Here is an 18,665-nt window from a genome sequence, read left to right on the forward strand (position 1 = left end):
GTCATTCGGAAAAACGCGGGCTGGGGCCGACCGGGCGATACCTGCGGTCGTAATCGGCGGCGTAAAGGCGGCTTTCATCAAATCCTTCTGCCGCCAGCGCGTGGCCGACAAGGATCAGGGCGGTCCGATCGATGCCCTGTGCCCGATCGGCGATGGTTTCAAGTGTCGCGCGGATCGCCCGCTGGTCGGGCCAGCTTGCCCGCCAGATCACAGCGGCAGGGCAGCCCGGTCCGAAATGGGGTGTCAATTCGGACACGACGCGGTCCAGCGCATGAATGGACAGATGGATCGCCAGCGTCGCGCCGGTTCTGGCAAAATTCGCCAATGTCTCGGCCTCGGGCATCGATGTGGCGCGTCCCTGCGTTCGCGTCAGAACGACCGATTGCGCGATGCCGGGCAGCGTCAGTTCGGTCTGCAGCAGGGCGGCTGCGGCGGCGAAGGCGGGGACGCCGGGCGTGACCTGGCAGGGAATGCCCAGATCGCGCAGCCGTCGCAGTTGTTCGCCCATCGCGGACCAGATCGACAGATCGCCCGAATGCAGCCGGGCGACATCCTGGCCTGCTTCATCCGCCGCCCGAATCTCGGCAATGATCCGGTCGAGGCTGAGGGGGGCCGTATTCACGATCCGCGCGCCTTGCGGGCAGTGGGCAAGCAGCGCGTCGGGGACCAGCGATCCCGCGTAAAGGCAGACCGGGCAGGCGGCGATCAGGTCGCGCCCGCGCAGCGTGATCAGATCGGCGGCGCCGGGACCGGCACCGATGAAATGGACGGTCATCGTGTTCCTTCGGGCTGGGATTCGGCAATGGCGGCGGTGGCGCTGCCGCAACGGCTGATGACGCGGGGGACCACGATCCGCGCGCCCGGACCGCATGCGGCCAGGGCGGCGGCCTCGGCCACCGATCCTGTCCGATGGGTCGCAAGGACGCGCGGGGACTGGCTGGGCGTCGTGATGCCTGCGACGGCGACCAGATGGAGGGGCCGTCCCAAGGCGGCGACCTCGGTCCGGCGGGCGTCGATGGTCGCCAGCGCGCAGGCTGGTCCGCCGCGCGCCTCGGCTTGGGTCAAGGCATCGCGCAGCGCGTTGGCCGACGCACCACTGCGGCACCCGATGCCCGCGATCCTCATCGCGTCACCTGCCATTGCGTGACGGGGCGGGCGGCCTGCCAGCCCCGCATTCGGCCCAAAGGCGCGGCTTCGGCGATCTCAAGCCGCTGCAACTTGCCGCCGTGGCGGTCTTGCAGGTCGAACAGCAAAGCCTCGGTTTCAAGCGTCACGGCATTGGCGACGACCCGCACACCCGTCGGCAGCCGGGCCCACAGATCGCGAAACAGCGCCTGGCTGCCGCCACCGCCGACGAAGACAGCATCGGGTTCGGGCAGGTCGTCGAGCGCCTCAGGCGCGGCGCCCGGGCACAGGGTCACCTGATTGTCCATCCCGAACGCCCTGATATTCGCCTCGATATTGCGCTGTCGATTTTCGCGCGGCTCTACCGTCCAGGACCGTCCGCCAGCCAGCGCCCATTCGACCGCGACGGAACCCGACCCGCCGCCGATATCCCACAGGATCTCGCGCGAGCGTGGACCCAGCGCGGCCAGCGTGATCGCGCGGATGGCGGATTTGGTGATCTGGCCGTCATGGGTGAATGTCGCCTGCGGGCGGCCGGGCACGCGGGACAGGCCGATCTCTCGCGGCAGATCATCGCCGTTCAGCGCCACCGCGACGGGCGTATCGGCACCGATCGCGCCAAAGCTTTCGGCACGGGTGAAGCGCACCCGTTCCTGCGGCCCGCCCATGCGTTCCAGCACCACCATGCCCATCGCACCCATACCCTGCGCCGAAAGCCACCGCGCCAGCCCAGGTGGCGCCGTACCGTCGCGCAGCGTGGCAATGATCCGGCAACCGCGCGACAGATAGGGGCGCAGCCGGGCCAGCGGCGCGGCATGCAGGCCAAGGCAGGTCGTATCCTCGATCCGCCATCCCAGCCGTGCGGCGGCCAGCGAGAACACGCCCGGCGCGGGCAGGGCGCGCCATTCGCCGGGCTGCAACTGAGCCGTCAGGCTGCCGCCCGCGCCGAACCAGAAGGGATTTCCTGACGCCAGAACGACGACGCGGCGGCCTCGTTCGGCCAGGACCGGCGTGATATCGAACGGCACCGGCCATTGCCGACCCCTGTCGCCCGCCTCGGCAAGCGCAAGGTGACGCGGACCGCCAAAGACGATATCGGCCCGCGACAGCATCGACCGGCTTGCATCCGGCAGTCCCGACAGGCCATTTTCGCCAATGCCGATGATGGTCAGCCAGGGTTCATCCATGTCACGCATCCTTCTTCTGGGCGGCACGACCGAGGCCGGCCAACTGGCGCGGTTGCTGGCCGATGCGGGGATGGACGCGGTCTATTCCTATGCCGGCCGGACGACGTATCCGGTGGATCAGCCGCTGCCCATCCGCATTGGCGGGTTCGGCGGTGCCGATGGGTTGGCCGATTATCTGCGGGCGCAGGCGATCAGCCATGTCATTGACGCGACGCACCCCTTCGCGGACCAGATCAGCCGCAATGCCATCGCCGCAGCAAAGGCCACGACGGTTCCGATCCTGTCGTTGCACCGCCTGCCATGGCAACCCGACGCCCGCGACAACTGGTTGCATGTGCCTGATTTGCAGGCAGCCGCGAAGGCTTTGCCCGAAGAACCGGCGCGCGTGTTTCTGGCCATCGGCAGGCAACATCTGGCGGCGTTTGCGGAACGTCCGCATTACTGGCTGCTGCGACTGGTGGATCCACCCGCTGCCCCGCTGCCCTTGCGCAACGCGCATGCTGTCATCGCGCGTGGCCCGTTCACGCCCGACGCGGACGAGGCGCTGCTGCGTGACCATGCGATCACCCATATCGTCACCAAGAACGCTGGCGGCACCGGCGCCAAGGCCAAGCTGATCGCGGCACGGCGACTTGGCCTGCCGGTCGTGATGGTCGACCGTCCGGCACTGCCGCCATGCACCAGTGTCGATAACCCGGAAGCTGCGATGGACTGGGTGCATCAGACGAGGCCTTCGCGATCGCTGCGCGGTGTATAGACCCATCGCCCGACGCGCCGCGTGGCCCGGTTGCCGACCAGTACGACGGTCCGCATGTCGGCCATGTCGGGCGTGGCCTCGGCCAGCGTGACGATGCGCAGCGTCTCGGCCGGGGTCGAGACAGCGCGGGCAAAGATCATCAGCCTGTCGGGTCCGCATTCCTTGCGCAGAATGGCCAGCGCGCGGGCGAAACCGTCCGGCCGGCTGGCCGATCGGGGGTTGTAGAACGCCATCGCGAAATCGCCCCGTGCCGCATGGCGCAGCCGGTGTTCGATGATCGCGAATGGCTTGAGATTGTCCGACAGGTTGATCGCGCAGAAATCATGCCCCAGCGGCGCACCGGCGCGGGCGGCGGCGGCCAGCATCGCCGTGATGCCAGGCAGGATGCGGATGTCGGATTCCTGACCGGTATGCGCCTCCAGCGCCTCGAACAAGGCCGAGGCCATCGCGAAGACGCCCGGATCGCCCGATGACACGATCACGACGCGACGGCCCATGGCGGCCATGTCCAGTGCCGATCTTGCCCTGTCCAGTTCGACCCGATTGTCCGATGGATGCAATCTCAGGCCGGGGCGCGGCGCGATGCGGGCCACATAGGGAACATAGCCAACGATATCGGTCGCCTCGGCCAGCGCCGCACTGACCTCGGGGGTGATCTGCGCCTCGGCGCCCGGACCGATTCCGGCGACGGTGATCCAGCCGCTCATTCCGCGGCCCCGGCCAATCGGATGGGACGCCGCCCCTGGCCGTGGACCATCACGATTGCGAAATAGGGACAGTCCCGGTCCTCTATCTCGGCCAGCCGCGCGACGCGTTGACCAGGCATGGTGCCGCGTTCGATCAGCCACGCCGAATCCAATCGGCCCGCACGGGCCAGCGCACGCCGGATCTTGGGAAGGTTGCGCCCGGTCTTCATCACCACTAGCGCATCGGCGCCTTGCATGTGCCGCGTCAGATCCGCTTCGGACAGGGTACCCATCAACACACACAACACATCGTCACCCCATGTGACCGGCTGTCCCGTGGCGTTCCAGCAACCGGCCATCCCGGGAATGCCGGGGATGACCTCGATCGCGGCGCTGTCGCGCAGCCGGACATAGAGATGCATGAAGGAGCCGTAGAAGAACGGATCGCCCTCGCACAGCACCACGATATCCTCGTGGGCGGCCAGCGCCGCAAGTCGATGCGCCCAGTCGTCATAGAAGGCCGCCAGCAGATTGTTGTAGGCGGGACTGTCGAAGGGCAGTTCGGTCGTCACCGGATATTCCATCGGGTGTTCGTCGGCGCCCGATGCCAGCATTCCATCGACGATGCGGCGCGCCTGTCCCGGTCGTCCGGCCTTGCGGAAATAGGCGACATGACGCGCTGACCGGATCGCCCGATCGGCGCGGACCGAGATCAGGTCGGGATCGCCGGGGCCAAGGCCCGCGCAGATGATCTTGCCCATCGCCTATTCCCTCCGGCTTGCCAGCGCGTTGACGGCGGCCACGGTGATGGCCGAGCCGCCAAGCCGCCCCCTGACCATCAGCGCGGGCACCGGCGCGGCGTCGATCAGGGCCTGTTTCGATTCCGCGGCCCCGACGAAGCCGACCGGGCAGCCGATGATGGCTGCGGGGCGGGGACAGGCCGGGTCCTCCAGCATGTTCAGCAGGTGGAACAGCGCCGTCGGCGCGTTGCCGATCGCGATCACCGCACCGGCCAGATGGGGGCGCCACAATTCGATCGCTGCGGCGCTGCGGGTATTGGCCATCGCGCGCGCCATGTCGGGGACGCGAGGATCGTGCAGCGTGCAGATCACCGCATTTTCTGCGGGCAGGCGCGAACGGGTGATCCCCTCGCTGACCATGCGCGCGTCGCACAGCACCGGCGCCCCACCCTGCAAAGCGCGTCGTGCAGCGGCGGCCATGCCGGGGGTGAAACAGACATTGCGTTCCAGCCCGACCAGGCCTGCCGCGTGGATCATTCGGACGACCACCGGCTCCTCTTCATCGTTGAAGCGGGACAGATCGGCCTCGGCCCGGATCATGGCGAAGGATCTGCGATAGATCGCGGCGCCGTCGGTTTCATAGACATGTCGCATCACAGGATTCCTGGAAGTTCATGGGGCCGCAGCCCGGACTGCTGCGGGGCATCGCCCGCGCGACCGTTGCGGATCAGGTCGAAACCTTGCGGGGTCGCCGTCAGCGTCAGATCGGCCGGACGCGGCCATCCGCAGCCCTTCGCGCAGCCCGACACATGCAGAATCGCACCATCAGGTATCGTGGGGGCCAGTTGTCGCGCCAGATTGCGCGTGGGCGCACAGGCATGCGCACATCCGGGCGCGCCGGTGCAGGCGCGCAGCCGCAGGCGTGGATCTTCGGAAGACAGAACCAGGCCGCTCAGCGCCGGAACGGTCGCCAACCCCTCGATCAGCAGCATGCGCCACGGGGTGACGCGAAGCGGACCAAGTTCAGAAATCGCCTCCAGCAGGTCGGCGGTCATCTGGCCGAACTCCGGCGCGACCAGCACGCCCTGCGCGACCCGTCCCGGACCCGGGGCGCGTCGCGGCAAAGCCGGGGCGTGTACCGCATTCTCAGGGCGCGGCCCACGCGCGATCAGTGCCGCCATGCGTCCCCGGCCATCAGCCGCGCCGCCCAGGCTCAGAAACCAGCGGGCCATGGCGATGGCCTGTGCCGCACCGGACAGTCTTTGCCCGCGCGTCATGCCATCGGCGCGCAGGATCGGCAAACCATCCGCGCCACGTTCCAGCCGGATATCGGCGGGCGTGTCGGCCAGGACCGGGGCCGGGCCGGTATCGACGGCAAAGCCGAATTTGGCGGGCAGGGTCAGATCGCACAAGGCCAGCGCGGCCTGCAGTTCGTCGGCGATCCGGTCGGTTTCGGCGTCCGCGAAGGGTGTGACGACAAGGTTGCGGCGCGCCTCGGACGCAATGTCGGGATCGATCAGTTCCAGCGCCCGAAGCCTTGCCACCAGCGGGGTGTGGCTGGCGGGCGTGACGCCGCGCAGTTGCAGATTGGCGCGCCCGGTCAGGTCGATCAGGCCATTGCCGTGCTGGCGCGCGGCCTGTGCGATCCCCGCGGCCTGGGCCGATGTCAGCCGCCCGCCTTGCGGCCGCAGCCGCACCACCCAGCCATCGCCTGACTCCATCGGACGCAGCGCTCCGGGACACCATCCCCTGATCGGCGTCATGATCCGGTCTCCAGCGTGGCCGCGATGGAGTTGCGCCGTGTGACCCATAAACCGGCCTCGGCCAGACGACGGAACAGGTCGCGCATGGCGGCCAGCGCGGCGGGGTTGGCATCCGCCATGAACGCCACGATCCGGGCCCGGCCAAGCGTTGCATCGTGATAGAGGTCGAAAAGATGCGGGGGCACGGCCTGGGCCAGATGCGCAAACGCCGCCATATGGTCCAGCGTCGCGGCGATTTCCGCGGCACCGCGAAACCCATGCGCCGTCATTGCATCGGCCCAGTGCGGATCGGCGGCCCGCGCGCGCACCACGCGGGCGATCTCTTCCGTCAGGGCACGGGCCCGGGGACGGTCCGGTCGGGTGGTGTCAAGGTGATACATCGCCGGCGCGTCCGCGCCGATCCGGGCCATCGCCGCAGCAAAACCGGCTTCGTGCGCGGCATAGTCGGCGGCCAGCAGCAGATCGCTTTCAGGCAGGTCCTGCGCATGGACGAAACTGTCGGCGTGTGCCAGCCTGGCTTCCAGAGCCGGGCGTTCGCGGCGGGGCACACCGTCCTGACCGATCGCCCAGCTTGATGCCGCCAGCCACGCCTCGGCGGCGGCCCGCCTCGCGGCTTCGGTGAATGTTCCGGCGGCGACGCCCATCCCCAGGCCATACTGACCGGGTTCGGGGCCGAAGACGCGCGGGCCGCGCGCAAGATAGGGATTATCGGACGAGGCCTCGTCGCGCCCCGCCAACGCCGCCGCACCGGTCTCGAACAGTTGCGCAAGCACCGGGAACGTGTCGCGGAACAGCCCTGATACCCGCAGTGTCACGTCGATGCGCGGGCGGTCCAGCAACGCCAGCGGAATCACCTCAACGCCGGAAACGCGGCCCGATCCTGCGTCCCAGACCGGTTTCAGACCGGCCAGGTGCAGCGCCATCGCGAATTCTTCGCCCGCCGTGCGCATTGTCGCGCTGCCCCACAGATCGATGACCAGCCCGCGCGGCCAGTCGCCGTGATCCTGAAGGTGCCGGCGCAACACCTCTTCCGCCAGTTTCACGCCCTGCGCATGGGCCGATTTCGTCGGCACGGCGCGTGGATCGATGCTGTAGAGATTGCGTCCGGTGGGCAGAACGTCGCTGCGCCCGCGCGCGGGCGACCCCGACGGGCCGGGTGGGACGTGGTCTCCGTTCAGCGCGGCCAGCAAGCCCGCGCGTTCCTCGGGGCCACAGGAACCTGCGCCAAAGACATGCAATCCGGCGCCGTACTGGCTTTCCTTGATGTCGCACACGAAGCGGTCGATCCGGGTGATCGCCTCGGCGGACGATGCGCCGGCCGGAATGCCCAGATCCGTTTCGACGCCCGCGCCGCGCGCCTCGTCCCGGATATCGGCGATCAGCCGGTCGCGGCGTCCGGGGTCCAGCCCGTCGGCGGTCGAATATTCGTCCAGAAGCCGCTCAAGATCGCCTAGCCCCGACGGTATCCGCGCCTGCTGTATCGGCGGCGGCAGATGGCCAAGCGTCACGGCGCCCAGACGCCTCTTGGCCTGCGCGGCTTCGCCCGGATCGTTGACGATGAACGGATAGATGATGGGCAGCGCGCCCGCCAATGCCTCGGGCCAGCATTTTTCCGACAATGCCACGGCCTTGCCGGGCAACCACTCCAGCGTGCCATGCGCGCCCATGTGGATCAGCGCGTGCAGGCCCTGCGCACGCAGCCACAGATAGAAGGCGACATAGGCGTGGCGCGGCACGCGGCTGAGGTCATGGTAGTCATCGTCCCGCTGGCGCTGGTCGCTGCGTTCGGGTTGAAGTGCAAGCAACAGGTTGCCGCGATGCGTGGCTGCGAAATGAAATGCGCCATCCGCGAAGGCCGGGTCTTCTGCGGGTTCGCCCCATGTCCTGGACAGGTCTTCCCGCAGGCGTTGGGGAAGTGATTTCAGGGCCGCCAGATACTCCGCGACCGGAAACGCGATACGTTCGGTTTGCAGGGCTTGCGCCGACACCCCGGTCGGGACGCAATAGCCTTCGTCCGCCAACATGCTTGCGACTCCATCGGCTGAGGCCAGCGCATCCAGCCCCACCGCATGCGCCATCTGCCAGTCGCGACCGGGATATGTGGACAGGATCATCGCCACGCGCCGCGCGGCGTGTGGCGTGATCGACAATCGGTGCCATGCCGCGATCCGATCAACAGCCCGCGCGACGCGGTCTGGATCTGCGCGATGCGCGAAGCGGCTGAATTGCAGGTCGGGATCGCGCGGCCCAGGCGCCTTGAAACTGATTGCGCCGGCGAAGATGCGGCCGTCGATTTCCGGCAGGACCACATGCATCGCCAGATCCGCTGGTGAAAGCCCGCGCTCGGCCCGCGCCCATTCGTGCCGACGATTCGTGGACAGCGCCACCTGGAAGACAGGACAAGCCAAGTCGTCGAACGGGCCCGATGCAGTCTCGGCCCGGACCGAGAATCCGGTTGCGTTGACGATCACCGCGGGTTTGTCTGTCAGGGCTTGTTGAAACCATGCCCCGAAGCCGGGCGATTTAAGCGATGGGGCAAAGACCCCGCAACTGGCAAACCCGGCGCGTCGCAGGCCATGGATCAGCGCGTCGATGGGGCCCGTATCGGCTGCGGCAAGATAGCTGCGGTAGAAGCTGACGATGGCCAGTGGCCCCTCTGGCGCGGCCGGGATCACGCCGGCATCGGGATCGTAAAAGCCCCAGTCCGGCAGCGTCGTCCGACCCGGCACCGGACCGGCATTGAGGCCTGCGGCCAGCGCCATCTGCGCCAGCGCCGCCTGTGCGGCGACCGCGCCGCCCTGATCGCAAAGCCGCTTGAGTTGCCGCAGCACGGAACCCGGCACGGTCGAGACCGTATCCAGCCTGGGGTCGTCCCGCCCGTCTGCGGGCAGCACAGCCAGCGCGATGCCCTTGCGCCGCGCAAGATCCTGCACCGAGGCAAGGCCATAGGACCAATAGGCCTCGCCGCCGATCAGGCGAATCAGGATACCCTTTGCCCCGGCCAGCGTGTTTTCCAGGTAGGTATCGACCGACACCGGATGGCGCAGCGCCACCAGATTGCACAGCCGCAAAGACGGCAGCGTGCCGTTCGCGCGTTTCCATCCCGCCGCGAAAGCGCCCAGGTCGCTGTCGGAATAGGACAGCACCACCAGATCCGCGGGCGTCTGACCGGGATCGTAGGGGGTGTCGGTTTCATCCAGACCGTGGCTTTCGCGGAAGACGACATGCATCAGACGGGCACGGCCTGCAGAAGAACGTCGCGGATCGCGGTTTCGTTGACGTGGTCATGTTCGCCAATCACGACCAACTGCGAGATGCGCGTCGCGTCGCCCCAAGGGCGGTCGAACTGGTGCCGGACCCGCGCGCCGACGGCCTGCACCAACAGCCGCATCGGCTTTCCGGTGATGGCGACATGGCCTTTCACGCGCAGGATGTTCTGTTCACGCGCAAGGCGTTCGATGGCCGCCACCAACCCTTCCACATCGTCGATCTGCGGCAGCTTGATCACGACCGTGTCGAAATCGTCGTGTTCGTGATCGTCGGCGCCGTCGTGATGGCTGGGCCGCGCGGCCAGATCATCTTCCGCCGCAGCGCCAAGTCCAAGCACCACCTGAGGGTCGATCGCCCCCTCGGTGACCGGCAGGATGGGCAGCTTGCGGGCGGCCACGGCCTCGATGGCGGCGCGGGCCGCCGTGATCCCCTTGGCCCCGGTCAGATCGGCCTTGGTCAGAAGCACCAGATCGGCGCAGGCGATCTGATCCTCGAACAACTCGGAAAGAGGGGTTTCGTGATCCAGGCTGTCATCCGCCTCGCGCTGTGCCTGCACCGCCGCCGCGTCGGGGGCAAAGCGGCCATCCGCCACTGCCTCGGCGTCGGCCAGCGCGATCACCCCGTCCACGGTGATCCGCGACCGGATCGCAGGCCAGTCGAAAGCCTTCAGCAGCGGCTTGGGCAAGGCCAGACCGGATGTCTCGATCAGGATGTGATCGGGCTTTTGCGGCAGCGCCATCAGCGCCTCCAGTGTCGGGATGAAGTCGTCGGCCACGGTGCAGCAGATGCAGCCATTCGACAGTTCCATGATGTTCTCGGCCGGGCAGTTGTCGCCGGCGCAGCCCTTCAGGATCTCGCCATCGACGCCGACGGTGCCGAATTCATTGACCAGAACGGCCAGTCGCCTGCCTTGCGGGTTGCGCATCAGGTGGCGGACCAGCGTGGTCTTTCCGGCGCCCAGAAAGCCGGTGATGATGGTCACGGGGGTCTTGGTCAGATCGGTCACGGATCACTCCTGCGGTGGGACTCGGGCAAGGCTTTGTTTGCGAAAGATCGTCGGCCGTTCCCGCCATGGAACAAGCCCGTCGGCGGTGGCGGCATAGGCTGCGGCCCCCGTCAGAATGTCGTCGGCATCTTCGGGGCCCAGGCGGCCATAGACATAAGTCCACTTGCCCGGTGCGGACAGCGCCACCGAACAACCCTGAGAGCAGGCGGACAGGCATTCGACGGCGCGCAGTTCCACGCCATCTGGCAACGGACCGGTTTCCAGCGCCTGATGCAGGCGCGTGCCGGGGCGTGGTTCGACCGGCTCTGCCGCAACCCCGCGGCAGGTCGTGCAGACATGCAAAATGGCGCGCATCGCGGCCCCTTCCTTTTTCGCGTCAGGGGTGGGGCCAGAAGGACAGACACGGGCGCACGGCCAGCCTCTGCCTGCCGGTCGCGGAACACCCCGTCCGCCCGTAAACAATCGGCGCTGGCAGGTCTCCCGGCTTGCGGATCAAACGGTCTGCCCGCCTTCCCGGCCATGTGGGCCAGTGGCATGGGCGACCTCTCCGGTCACGGTCGCGGGGGCGGCTGCGTTCGGGACCTGCCCTTTCGGGCGGGGCCTTTCGCATTCCCTCTTCGCCTGTCACAGTGACAGGAACCAGCGCGCCCTCAACTGAGGCTGGCGCGCTGCCATTGTCAAGCGCAGGGAGCAGACGGATGAGCGAGACATGCGACATCACCCCCGAGGAACAGGCCCGGCACGCGCAGAAAATGGCGAAGAAGAAGGCCGCGCGCGACCGGATGATGATGGACAAGTCCGGTGAGAAAGGCCTGGTGATCGTTCATACCGGGCCGGGCAAGGGGAAAAGCAGCAGCGGTTTCGGCATGATCATGCGCTGCATCGCGCATAACATGCCCTGCGCGGTGGTCCAGTTCATCAAGGGATCATGGGAGACCGGCGAACGGCGTCTGCTGACCGACCATTTCGGGGATTTGTGCCAGTTCCACGCGATGGGCGAAGGGTTCACATGGGAAACGCAGGACAAGTCGCGCGACATCGCCGCGGCCCGCGCCGGATGGCAGAAGGCCCGCGAACTGATCCGCGATCCCGCGATCCGGATGGTGCTTCTGGACGAAATCAACATTGCGCTGCGCTATGGCTATCTGGACACGGCGCAGGTCGCTGATTTTCTTGCGGCCGAGAAGCCGCCGATGAGTCATGTCGTTCTGACCGGACGCGGGGCGCCGCAGCCGCTGATTGACGCCGCTGATCTTGTGACCGAGATGGCGATGATCAAGCATCCGTTCCGGGCGGGGATCAAGGCACAGGCGGGGGTGGAATTCTGACGCTTGCCCCCGGAGGCGTCGCGGGGCAGTTTTTCGACACGCTTGAAATGAACCGTTCAACGGGTCTCGTGGTTGTCTTCGCAGACAGCGCGGCGGACGGCCCGCGACACAGGAGACAGCCCACAGATGACACCGCCAGATCTGCCCTGCGATGCCGCGCTGTTTCTGGATTTCGACGGCTGCCTTGTCGAGATCGCCGAACGACCCGATGCGATCATCGTGCCGCCCGGCACGCCCGACATGCTTGCGGAACTGCACAAGGCCCTTGGCGGGGCGGTGGCGCTGGTGTCGGGGCGCAACGTGGATGATCTGCGCCAGTATCTGCCGGGCTTTCCCGGCGCGATCGCCGGCAGCCACGGGGCCGAGATGGCCTTGCCGGGGCAAGACATCGCCCCGGTCGATGCCGCCGATCTGGATGTCCATGCCTTGCATGTCAGGGCCAGGGACCTGGCCGCCCATGACGACCGTCTGATGATCGAGCCGAAGCCGCACGGGGTGGTGATGCACTATCGCGCCGCCCCCGATCTGTCCGAATGGGTCGATCGCACGATGACGGAACTTGTTGCCCATTATCCCCAGCTTGCAATTCAGCAGGCCAAGATGGCGATCGAACTGCGCCCCGCGAATGCCCGCAAGGACCGCGCGCTGGCCCGGCTGATGGATCTGCCGCAATTCGCCGGGCGCATGCCGGTCTATGCCGGTGACGACCTGACTGACGAGGTCGCGATGGCCGAGGCGCAGTCGCAGGGCGGTTTCGGCATCAAGATCGGCGAGGGCGACAGTTGTGCCCGCTATCGGCTTGCCGATCCCGTCGCGTTGTCGCGTTGGCTGAACCGCGCGCTGGCGGTCTGAGAGGAAACATCATGTCCAGGCTTGTTGTCGTTTCGAACCGCCTTCCTCTGGGTGACAACCCCTCGGGCGGGCTTGTCGTCGCCTTGCAGGACGCGCTGCGCAGTTCTGGCGGGCTCTGGGTCGGCTTTGCCGGCGAACCGGTCGAGTCCCCGGAAGACGAACTGGCCTGGCATCCCGGCGCCGCGTTCCAGCGTGCCAGTTTCGATCTGACACAGGAAGATTACGAGGCCTATTATCTGGGCTATTCCAATTCGGTCCTCTGGCCGCTGTGCCACGGGCGCGTCGATCTGATGCGCATCCTGCCCGGTCATGTCGAAGGTTATCGCCGGGTGAACGAACGCATCGCGAAGCTGCTGGTGCCGCATCTGCGCCCCGATGATCGGATCTGGGTGCAGGATTACCACCTGTTCGCGCTTGCATTTGAACTGCGCAAGCTGGGTGTCGAATGCCCCATCGGCCATTTCCTGCATATCCCGTTCCCCGGTCCCGCCGACTGCGCGGCATTGCCCAATCCGGGCGAATTGTTCGACTGGCTGTCCCATTACGACCTGCTGGGATTTCAGGCCGGGCGCGACCTGTCGAATTTTACCGAAAGCGCCCGGCAGCTGGCCGAGATCGAGCCGCTGCACGATCATCGACTGCTGTTGCAAGGGCGGGTCCTGCGGGCGGATGTGTATCCCATCGGAATCGATACGGCGGCGTTCATCGAAGAGGCGCGCACCGCGCCGGACGAGGATCGGATGCGGTCGCTGACCGGCGCGCAGATGATGATCGGGGTCGACCGGCTGGACTACTCGAAAGGTATCCCGCACCGATTTCGCGCGTTTCAGTTGCTGATGGAAAACAATTCCGATCTTCACGAGAAAATATCGTTCCTGCAGATCGCCCCGCCGACGCGCGAGGCGGTCGAGGCGTATCAGGATATCCGTGAAGAGACCGAGCATCTGGCCGGCCGGATCAACGGTCAGTTCGCGACGGTCAACTGGACGCCGATCCGTTTCATCCATCGTCCGATCCCCCGCAACGTGCTGGCAGGGCTGTATCGGCAGGCGCGGATCGGGCTGGTGACACCGCTGGCCGACGGCATGAACCTGGTGGCCAAGGAATATGTGGCAGCGCAGGACGTTTCCGATCCCGGTGTCCTGATCCTGTCGCGATTCGCTGGCGCGGCGGAAACGATGGGGGACGCACTGATCATCAACCCGCATGATCCATGGGAACTGGCCGAGGCCATCGCCCGCGCCATGCGCATGACCGCGAATGAACGTCGCAGACGCCATTCGGCGCTGCTGCGCGATGTCGTGGAACACGATGTCGGTTGGTGGTCGGCAACCTATCTGGACGCACTTGCGGCGGCGTAATCGTGCGCGGCTGCAAGGCTTGGTTGCAGAACGGCTGAAATTTTCATCTTTCGGCGCGCGAGTGCCGAAAGATGAAGCATCTTGCTGCGTTGCGGCAATTCCATGCCGCATTCGCGTGACCCGGCCGGGATTGTCGGGCAAGTTGAAAATGCCGAGGCGAACAAACCTCGGGCATTTCCTCCCCGGTCCGTGTGCTTGGACCTTTCGGGAAAGCCGCCGGGCACCGCCGCCCCCCTCCTCCCTGCGGCAGGTGTTCCGGCGGCTTTTTCATCCTCGGTGCCGTCAAGGTCCGGGTCTTGCGCCTCGATCTCGGATCGGCGCGACCTTCAGCGGCGCAATGCGGCCCGCCGGATCGTGCAGCATCAGGACAGGGTGGGTGTCGCCTTCAAGGATCAGCACACCGCCCGGCAACCGGGCGTCGGATTGCCACAGCACCGCGCCGTCCGGGGCAACGAAGGCGGGCGCGTCACGCATGATCAGCCGACCGGGCCTGTCCAGTGACCATACGGGCCGCCCATCGCCCGTCCGCAGGACCAACCCGTCGGGGCCATTGTCCAGCGACGCACCGCCGCAGGCCGATTTTAGTGCCATTCCCGGCCGCAGGACCGCGCCATCCACAAGCCTGTCCTGCCCGGTGCATTCGCCGGCAAGATTTCTCTGCATCAGCAGGCGCAGGCCAGCGCGGTCCCAGCCGTTGTGGTTTGCGGCGGCCGACAGGACCGAGAATTTGGCGAAGGCCGCGACGGGGGTCATGTCGCCCGCCCCGACGGCGCCGGTTCCGGCGATCCACGCCCCGGCGGCGTAGTTGAAGGTGCCGACCTTCCCGCCGATGACCCGGCTGCCGACCATGATCGTCACCCCCGCGTCGTCCGCTCGTCTCAGTGCGGCCTCGATCCCGCCGCCGCCCGCAGGCAGGTTCCCCTCGCCATAGCCGGTCAGCAGGACGCCGCGCGCGCCCTGTGCCACTGCTGCATCGATCATCGCGGCCAAGGGCGGATACTGGCGGCTATGATCCGCCGGAGTGGCCGGAAGTTCGACGACCGGATGCTGTTCGATGGACGCTTCCACAGCATCAAGCTGGGCTGTTGCCATCGCCCGCGCCGAGGGGTCATCCAGTGCAAGCCGTGGATCGGCAGGGCCCGGCAGCGGCGCTGCGTGCCCAAGCCAGACGCCAATGCCCGCTTCTGCCAGTGGCTGAAAATGCGGGCTGTCGAACGCCGCGAAGCGCGTGGTCGAGACCTTGATCGCCCTGGATCCGCGCCACAGCTTGCCGTCGAAGAACAACGACACTTCGGGGATGCGCAGTGCGGCGCAGGCCAGCGCACCGGAAAGATTCGCGAAACCGTCGCCCCCCGCGTTCAAGACCAGACCGTCGCTCGTCTCGCGGAACAGCGGCAACTGGGCGCCGGTCAGGATCACCGGCTTGGACAGCACCGCACGACCAAGGCCAAGCGGGTCAAACACATTCAGCAGAAAGGGCAGCGCGGCGGCGCTGTAATCCATCGTGTCGGTACCATGCAGCACGACGAACGCGTCGTGATCGGCATAACCAGTCAGGATGCGGCGGGCGATGCGGCACCAGTCGCCCGGTCGCAGATCGGTGCTGTCCAGCAGTCCCGAATCGCTGTCAAAGCGCAGCCCATCATCAAAGTGCAGATCCAGCTGCGGGAATGTCGCGGCAAGGGTCGGTCCCAGCAGCTGTCGTGCGGCGCCGGCAAACCGGTCCGCAGGCATCGGGGCCAGCGGTTTTCCGGCGCAGGTGATCGTGCCCCCGGCGATGATGATGCAGATCCGCATGAGCCCCTCCTGTCGTGGAAATGTGATAGTCTGGCGCGGCGGGCGGGTAAAGCAACGGGCGCGCGGAACGGATCGCGCCTGAGCGTGTTGACCGCCGGGCGAGTTTTCTTCGGCTAGAGGTCGCGTCTTGCGGGAATTCTGTTAGGCTCGTCTCAGCCAGCCAGAAGGAGAGGCCAGCGATGACAATCAGCTTTACCGTGAACGGACAGGATCGAAGCGTGGATGTCGATCCTGATACCCCCTTGCTGTGGGTGCTTCGGGACGAGTTGCGCCTGACCGGCACCAAGTTCGGTTGCGGGATCGCCCAATGCGGCGCGTGTACCGTGTATCTGAACGGCATGACGCGGCGGTCCTGCGTCACCCCGATTTCGATGGTCGAGGGGTCCGATGTGACCACGATCGAGGGATTGTCCGGTCCCGAGGCCGAGGCCGTGCAGGCCGCCTGGACCGCCATCGACGTGCCGCAATGCGGTTATTGCCAGTCAGGGCAGGTCATGTCGGCGACTGCGCTGCTGCAGCAGAACGGTGCGCCGACCGATGAGGACATCGACAACGCGATGGCCGGCAATATCTGCCGCTGCGCGACCTATGTCCGTATACGGCAGGCCATCCATGATGCTGCCAAGACGCTGGAGGGCTAGGCGATGAATATCCACACCTCTCGCCGCGGTTTCCTGACCGGGTTGATCGTCGCGGTCGCGTTGCCGCAGCTTGCGCGTGCCGAGGCGCGACCCGGCTATTTCAACGAACTGCCTGCGCTTGACGGAGATTGGGCGCCGAACGCTTTCATCCGCGTCGCGCCTGACAACACCGTCACGGTTCTGATCAAGCATATCGAATTTGGCCAAGGCCCATATACCGGCCTGACGACCCTTGTGGCCGAAGAGCTGGACGCGGACTGGGGCCAGATGCGTGCCGCGGCCGCCCCCGCCGATGCCGAGAAATACGCGAATATGGCTTTCGGGATGCAGGGCACCGGCGGTTCAAGCTCGATGGCGAACAGCTTCATGCAAATGCGCAAGGCAGGTGCCGCCGCCCGCGCGATGTTGGTCGCGGCGGCCGCCGAGAAATTCGGCGTGCCTGCCGATCAGATCACCATCGAGAAAGGTGTTCTGAAAGCTGGAGATCAGTCTGCCAGCTTCGGTGAACTTGCCGAGGCCGCTGCCAGCCAGACCGCCCCCGATGATCCGCAGGTCAAGTCGCCCGACCAGTTCCGGCTGATCGGTACCGACCTGCCCAAGGTGGACACAAAGGCCAAGACCGACGGTCAGGCCGAATTCTCGCTGGATGTGTATCTGGACGGGATGCTGACTGCGGTCGTTGCCCATCCTCCGAAATTCGGCGCGACCGTCGCCTCGGTGGACGATTCCGCCGCGTTGCAGGTGGCGGGCGTACAGAAGGTTGCCCAGATCCCGCAAGGGGTCGCGGTCTATGCCGACAACACCTTTGCTGCGCTGAAAGGTCGTGCGGCGCTGGAGATCGACTGGGACGACAGTTCCGCCGAAACGCGCAGCACCGACCAGATGATCGACCAATGGACCGCGGCTGCGCGGGCCACCGGACATGCGGCGCGCGATTGGGAGGTCGAGGCCACAGGCGATGTCGATCAGGCGCTGAGTGGCGCCGAGATGGTCGAGGCGACCTATGTCTTTCCCTACCTCGCCCATACCCCGATGGAGCCGCTGGATGGCGTGATCCGTCTGGGCGATCGTGAGGCTGACGTCTGGATGGGTAGTCAGATGCAGACCGGCGATGTCGGGACGCTGGCCAGCACCCTTGGCATTCAGAACGTTCGGCTGAATACCATGCTGGCGGGCGGCAGTTTCGGCCGTCGCGCACAGCCTGACGCGCATTTCGCCGCCGAACTGGGCGAGGTTGCCAAGGCGCATGGCCCCGGCGCGGTCAAGTTGCTCTGGACGCGCGAGGATGACATCCAGGGGGGATATTATCGCCCGCTGACGGTGCACAACATCCGCGCGGCGCTGGATGCGGATGGCAATATCACGGCTTGGGATCACGGGATTGCAGCGCAGCCGATCTTCATCGGCACCCCGTTCGAGGGGATGCTGCAGGGCGGGCCCGATTTCAGCGCTTTCGAGGGCGCATCCGAACTGCGATACACGACCGCCAATCATCGTCTTCGTTGGGCACAGATGGAGTCGCCGGTAACGACGCTGTGGTGGCGGTCGGTCGGGCACAGCCACACAGGGTTCGCCGTCGAATGCTTCGTAGATGAACTGCTGGAGAAGGCCGGACGCGACCCGATCGAGGGGCGGCTGGCCTTGCTGGGCGACGATCATCCGCGCGAGAAGGGGGTTCTGCAGCGCGTGGCCCAGATGGCCGACATGTCGGGCGATTTCGGATATGGCGTCGCAGTGGTCAAATCCTTCGACAGCTATGTGGCGCAGATTGCCGAAGTCGAGGATCGTGGCGGCATTCCGCATGTCCGCCGTGTCTGGTGCGCGGTCGATTGCGGGCTGGCCGTCAATCCCAATATCGTGCGCGCGCAGATGGAGGGGGGGATCGGCTATGGACTCTCTGCCGTGCTGTTCAGCGAGATCACGCTGGATCAGGGCGGCACCATCCGCCAGCAGAACTGGGACAGCTATCCGATCATGCGGATCCCGCAGATGCCCGCGGTCGAGGTCGAGATCGTGCAGTCCGCCGAGCCGCCGACAGGCGTCGGCGAACCCGGCACGCCGCCCATCGGCCCTGCGGTCGCCAATGCCTGGCGTCGCATGACCGGAAAGGCGCTGCGCCGTCTGCCCATCGTTCCCGTCGCATGAGGAGGCA

General features: G+C 66.6%; 17 protein-coding genes and 1 riboswitch. Of the genes, 6 read left to right on the plus strand and 11 right to left on the minus strand.

Features of this window, described 5'->3' with window-relative positions; genetic code table 11:
* Window position 1: 1 nt before the first annotated feature.
* The 3 genes from cobM to cbiE are packed head-to-tail and all read right to left on the minus strand — an operon-like array spanning window position 2 to window position 2,312.
* Window positions 2–775, minus strand: a complete 774-nt coding sequence (cobM, locus tag MU516_RS02630) for a precorrin-4 C(11)-methyltransferase (protein WP_260275629.1) — start codon at window positions 773–775, stop codon at window positions 2–4.
* The gene (locus tag MU516_RS02635) at window positions 772–1,125 is read right to left on the minus strand and encodes a cobalamin biosynthesis protein (RefSeq protein WP_260275630.1); all 354 of its coding nucleotides are present in this window, start codon (window positions 1,123–1,125) and stop codon (window positions 772–774) included. The genes cobM and MU516_RS02635 overlap by 4 nt, the downstream gene beginning before the upstream one ends.
* Entirely contained in the window at window positions 1,122–2,312 is a 1,191-nt protein-coding gene (gene cbiE / locus MU516_RS02640; protein WP_260275631.1) for a precorrin-6y C5,15-methyltransferase (decarboxylating) subunit CbiE, read from the minus strand. The genes MU516_RS02635 and cbiE overlap by 4 nt, the downstream gene beginning before the upstream one ends.
* Here cbiE and MU516_RS02645 point away from each other — a divergent pair.
* On the plus strand, window positions 2,311–3,069 hold the full coding sequence (locus MU516_RS02645) for a cobalt-precorrin-6A reductase (RefSeq protein ID WP_260275632.1): 759 nt from the start codon (window positions 2,311–2,313) through the stop codon (window positions 3,067–3,069). The genes cbiE and MU516_RS02645 overlap by 2 nt on opposite strands.
* Here the strand turns inward: MU516_RS02645 and cobJ are convergent.
* The 7 genes from cobJ to MU516_RS02680 are packed head-to-tail and all read right to left on the minus strand — an operon-like array spanning window position 3,033 to window position 10,888.
* Window positions 3,033–3,776 (minus strand): precorrin-3B C(17)-methyltransferase, encoded by a 744-nt coding sequence (gene cobJ, locus MU516_RS02650; protein ID WP_260275633.1) that lies wholly within the window; start codon window positions 3,774–3,776, stop codon window positions 3,033–3,035. The two genes, MU516_RS02645 and cobJ, sit on opposite strands and share 37 nt — an antisense overlap.
* The gene (locus MU516_RS02655) at window positions 3,773–4,516 is read right to left on the minus strand and encodes a precorrin-2 C(20)-methyltransferase (RefSeq protein ID WP_260275634.1); all 744 of its coding nucleotides are present in this window, start codon (window positions 4,514–4,516) and stop codon (window positions 3,773–3,775) included. The genes cobJ and MU516_RS02655 overlap by 4 nt, the downstream gene beginning before the upstream one ends.
* Window positions 4,517–4,519: 3 nt before the next feature.
* Window positions 4,520–5,149, minus strand: a complete 630-nt coding sequence (locus MU516_RS02660; RefSeq protein WP_260275635.1) for a precorrin-8X methylmutase — start codon at window positions 5,147–5,149, stop codon at window positions 4,520–4,522.
* On the minus strand, window positions 5,149–6,258 hold the full coding sequence (cobG, locus tag MU516_RS02665; RefSeq protein WP_260275636.1) for a precorrin-3B synthase: 1,110 nt from the start codon (window positions 6,256–6,258) through the stop codon (window positions 5,149–5,151). The genes MU516_RS02660 and cobG overlap by 1 nt, the downstream gene beginning before the upstream one ends.
* Window positions 6,255–9,488, minus strand: coding sequence for a cobaltochelatase subunit CobN (gene cobN / locus MU516_RS02670; RefSeq protein ID WP_260275637.1), 3,234 nt, complete (start codon window positions 9,486–9,488; stop codon window positions 6,255–6,257). The genes cobG and cobN overlap by 4 nt, the downstream gene beginning before the upstream one ends.
* On the minus strand, window positions 9,488–10,534 hold the full coding sequence (gene cobW, locus MU516_RS02675) for a cobalamin biosynthesis protein CobW (RefSeq protein ID WP_260275638.1): 1,047 nt from the start codon (window positions 10,532–10,534) through the stop codon (window positions 9,488–9,490). The genes cobN and cobW overlap by 1 nt, the downstream gene beginning before the upstream one ends.
* A gap of 3 nt (window positions 10,535–10,537) precedes the next feature.
* Window positions 10,538–10,888, minus strand: a complete 351-nt coding sequence (locus MU516_RS02680; RefSeq protein ID WP_260275639.1) for a DUF1636 domain-containing protein — start codon at window positions 10,886–10,888, stop codon at window positions 10,538–10,540.
* Between the two features lie 99 nt (window positions 10,889–10,987).
* Window positions 10,988–11,193, minus strand: a riboswitch (cobalamin riboswitch).
* A gap of 39 nt (window positions 11,194–11,232) precedes the next feature.
* Between MU516_RS02680 and cobO the strand changes: the two genes are divergently transcribed.
* The 3 genes from cobO (at window position 11,233) to MU516_RS02695 (ending at window position 14,075) form a co-directional block, all read left to right on the plus strand.
* Window positions 11,233–11,862, plus strand: a complete 630-nt coding sequence (gene cobO / locus MU516_RS02685) for a cob(I)yrinic acid a,c-diamide adenosyltransferase (protein ID WP_260275640.1) — start codon at window positions 11,233–11,235, stop codon at window positions 11,860–11,862.
* 126 nt (window positions 11,863–11,988) lie between these two features.
* Complete coding sequence (gene otsB / locus MU516_RS02690) at window positions 11,989–12,714, plus strand: trehalose-phosphatase (RefSeq protein WP_260275641.1); 726 nt, start codon at window positions 11,989–11,991, stop codon at window positions 12,712–12,714.
* An 11-nt stretch (window positions 12,715–12,725) separates the two neighbouring features.
* The gene (locus tag MU516_RS02695; protein ID WP_260275642.1) at window positions 12,726–14,075 is read left to right on the plus strand and encodes an alpha,alpha-trehalose-phosphate synthase (UDP-forming); all 1,350 of its coding nucleotides are present in this window, start codon (window positions 12,726–12,728) and stop codon (window positions 14,073–14,075) included.
* Window positions 14,076–14,357: 282 nt separating this feature from the next.
* On the opposite strand, the gene MU516_RS02700 is transcribed toward MU516_RS02695, so the two are convergent.
* The gene (locus MU516_RS02700) at window positions 14,358–15,872 is read right to left on the minus strand and encodes an asparaginase domain-containing protein (RefSeq protein WP_260275643.1); all 1,515 of its coding nucleotides are present in this window, start codon (window positions 15,870–15,872) and stop codon (window positions 14,358–14,360) included.
* Window positions 15,873–16,051: 179 nt separating this feature from the next.
* On the opposite strand from MU516_RS02700, the gene MU516_RS02705 reads away from it, so the two are divergent.
* The gene (locus MU516_RS02705; protein WP_260275644.1) at window positions 16,052–16,513 is read left to right on the plus strand and encodes a (2Fe-2S)-binding protein; all 462 of its coding nucleotides are present in this window, start codon (window positions 16,052–16,054) and stop codon (window positions 16,511–16,513) included.
* Between the two features lie 3 nt (window positions 16,514–16,516).
* Window positions 16,517–18,658, plus strand: a complete 2,142-nt coding sequence (locus tag MU516_RS02710) for a xanthine dehydrogenase family protein molybdopterin-binding subunit (RefSeq protein WP_260275645.1) — start codon at window positions 16,517–16,519, stop codon at window positions 18,656–18,658.
* Window positions 18,659–18,665 lie beyond the last annotated feature (7 nt).

This window comes from Paracoccus maritimus, assembly GCF_025195095.1.
Taxonomy (GTDB): Bacteria; Pseudomonadota; Alphaproteobacteria; order Rhodobacterales; family Rhodobacteraceae; genus Paracoccus; species Paracoccus maritimus.

Bases quoted from the DNA above. Each gene is read 5' to 3' on its own strand.
- MU516_RS02635 (WP_260275630.1), bottom strand. From the start codon at position 1,125: ATGAGGATCGCGGGCATCGGGTGCCGCAGTGGTGCGTCGGCCAACGCG.
- cobO (WP_260275640.1), top strand. From the start codon at position 11,233: ATGAGCGAGACATGCGACATCACCCCCGAGGAACAGGCCCGGCACGCG.
- cobJ (WP_260275633.1), bottom strand. From the start codon at position 3,776: ATGAGCGGCTGGATCACCGTCGCCGGAATCGGTCCGGGCGCCGAGGCG.
- cbiE (WP_260275631.1), bottom strand. From the start codon at position 2,312: ATGGATGAACCCTGGCTGACCATCATCGGCATTGGCGAAAATGGCCTG.
- MU516_RS02710 (WP_260275645.1), top strand. From the start codon at position 16,517: ATGAATATCCACACCTCTCGCCGCGGTTTCCTGACCGGGTTGATCGTC.
- cobN (WP_260275637.1), bottom strand. From the start codon at position 9,488: ATGCATGTCGTCTTCCGCGAAAGCCACGGTCTGGATGAAACCGACACC.
- MU516_RS02700 (WP_260275643.1), bottom strand. From the start codon at position 15,872: ATGCGGATCTGCATCATCATCGCCGGGGGCACGATCACCTGCGCCGGA.
- MU516_RS02645 (WP_260275632.1), top strand. From the start codon at position 2,311: ATGTCACGCATCCTTCTTCTGGGCGGCACGACCGAGGCCGGCCAACTG.
- otsB (WP_260275641.1), top strand. From the start codon at position 11,989: ATGACACCGCCAGATCTGCCCTGCGATGCCGCGCTGTTTCTGGATTTC.
- cobM (WP_260275629.1), bottom strand. From the start codon at position 775: ATGACCGTCCATTTCATCGGTGCCGGTCCCGGCGCCGCCGATCTGATC.
- MU516_RS02660 (WP_260275635.1), bottom strand. From the start codon at position 5,149: ATGCGACATGTCTATGAAACCGACGGCGCCGCGATCTATCGCAGATCC.
- MU516_RS02695 (WP_260275642.1), top strand. From the start codon at position 12,726: ATGTCCAGGCTTGTTGTCGTTTCGAACCGCCTTCCTCTGGGTGACAAC.
- cobG (WP_260275636.1), bottom strand. From the start codon at position 6,258: ATGACGCCGATCAGGGGATGGTGTCCCGGAGCGCTGCGTCCGATGGAG.
- MU516_RS02705 (WP_260275644.1), top strand. From the start codon at position 16,052: ATGACAATCAGCTTTACCGTGAACGGACAGGATCGAAGCGTGGATGTC.
- MU516_RS02655 (WP_260275634.1), bottom strand. From the start codon at position 4,516: ATGGGCAAGATCATCTGCGCGGGCCTTGGCCCCGGCGATCCCGACCTG.
- MU516_RS02680 (WP_260275639.1), bottom strand. From the start codon at position 10,888: ATGCGCGCCATTTTGCATGTCTGCACGACCTGCCGCGGGGTTGCGGCA.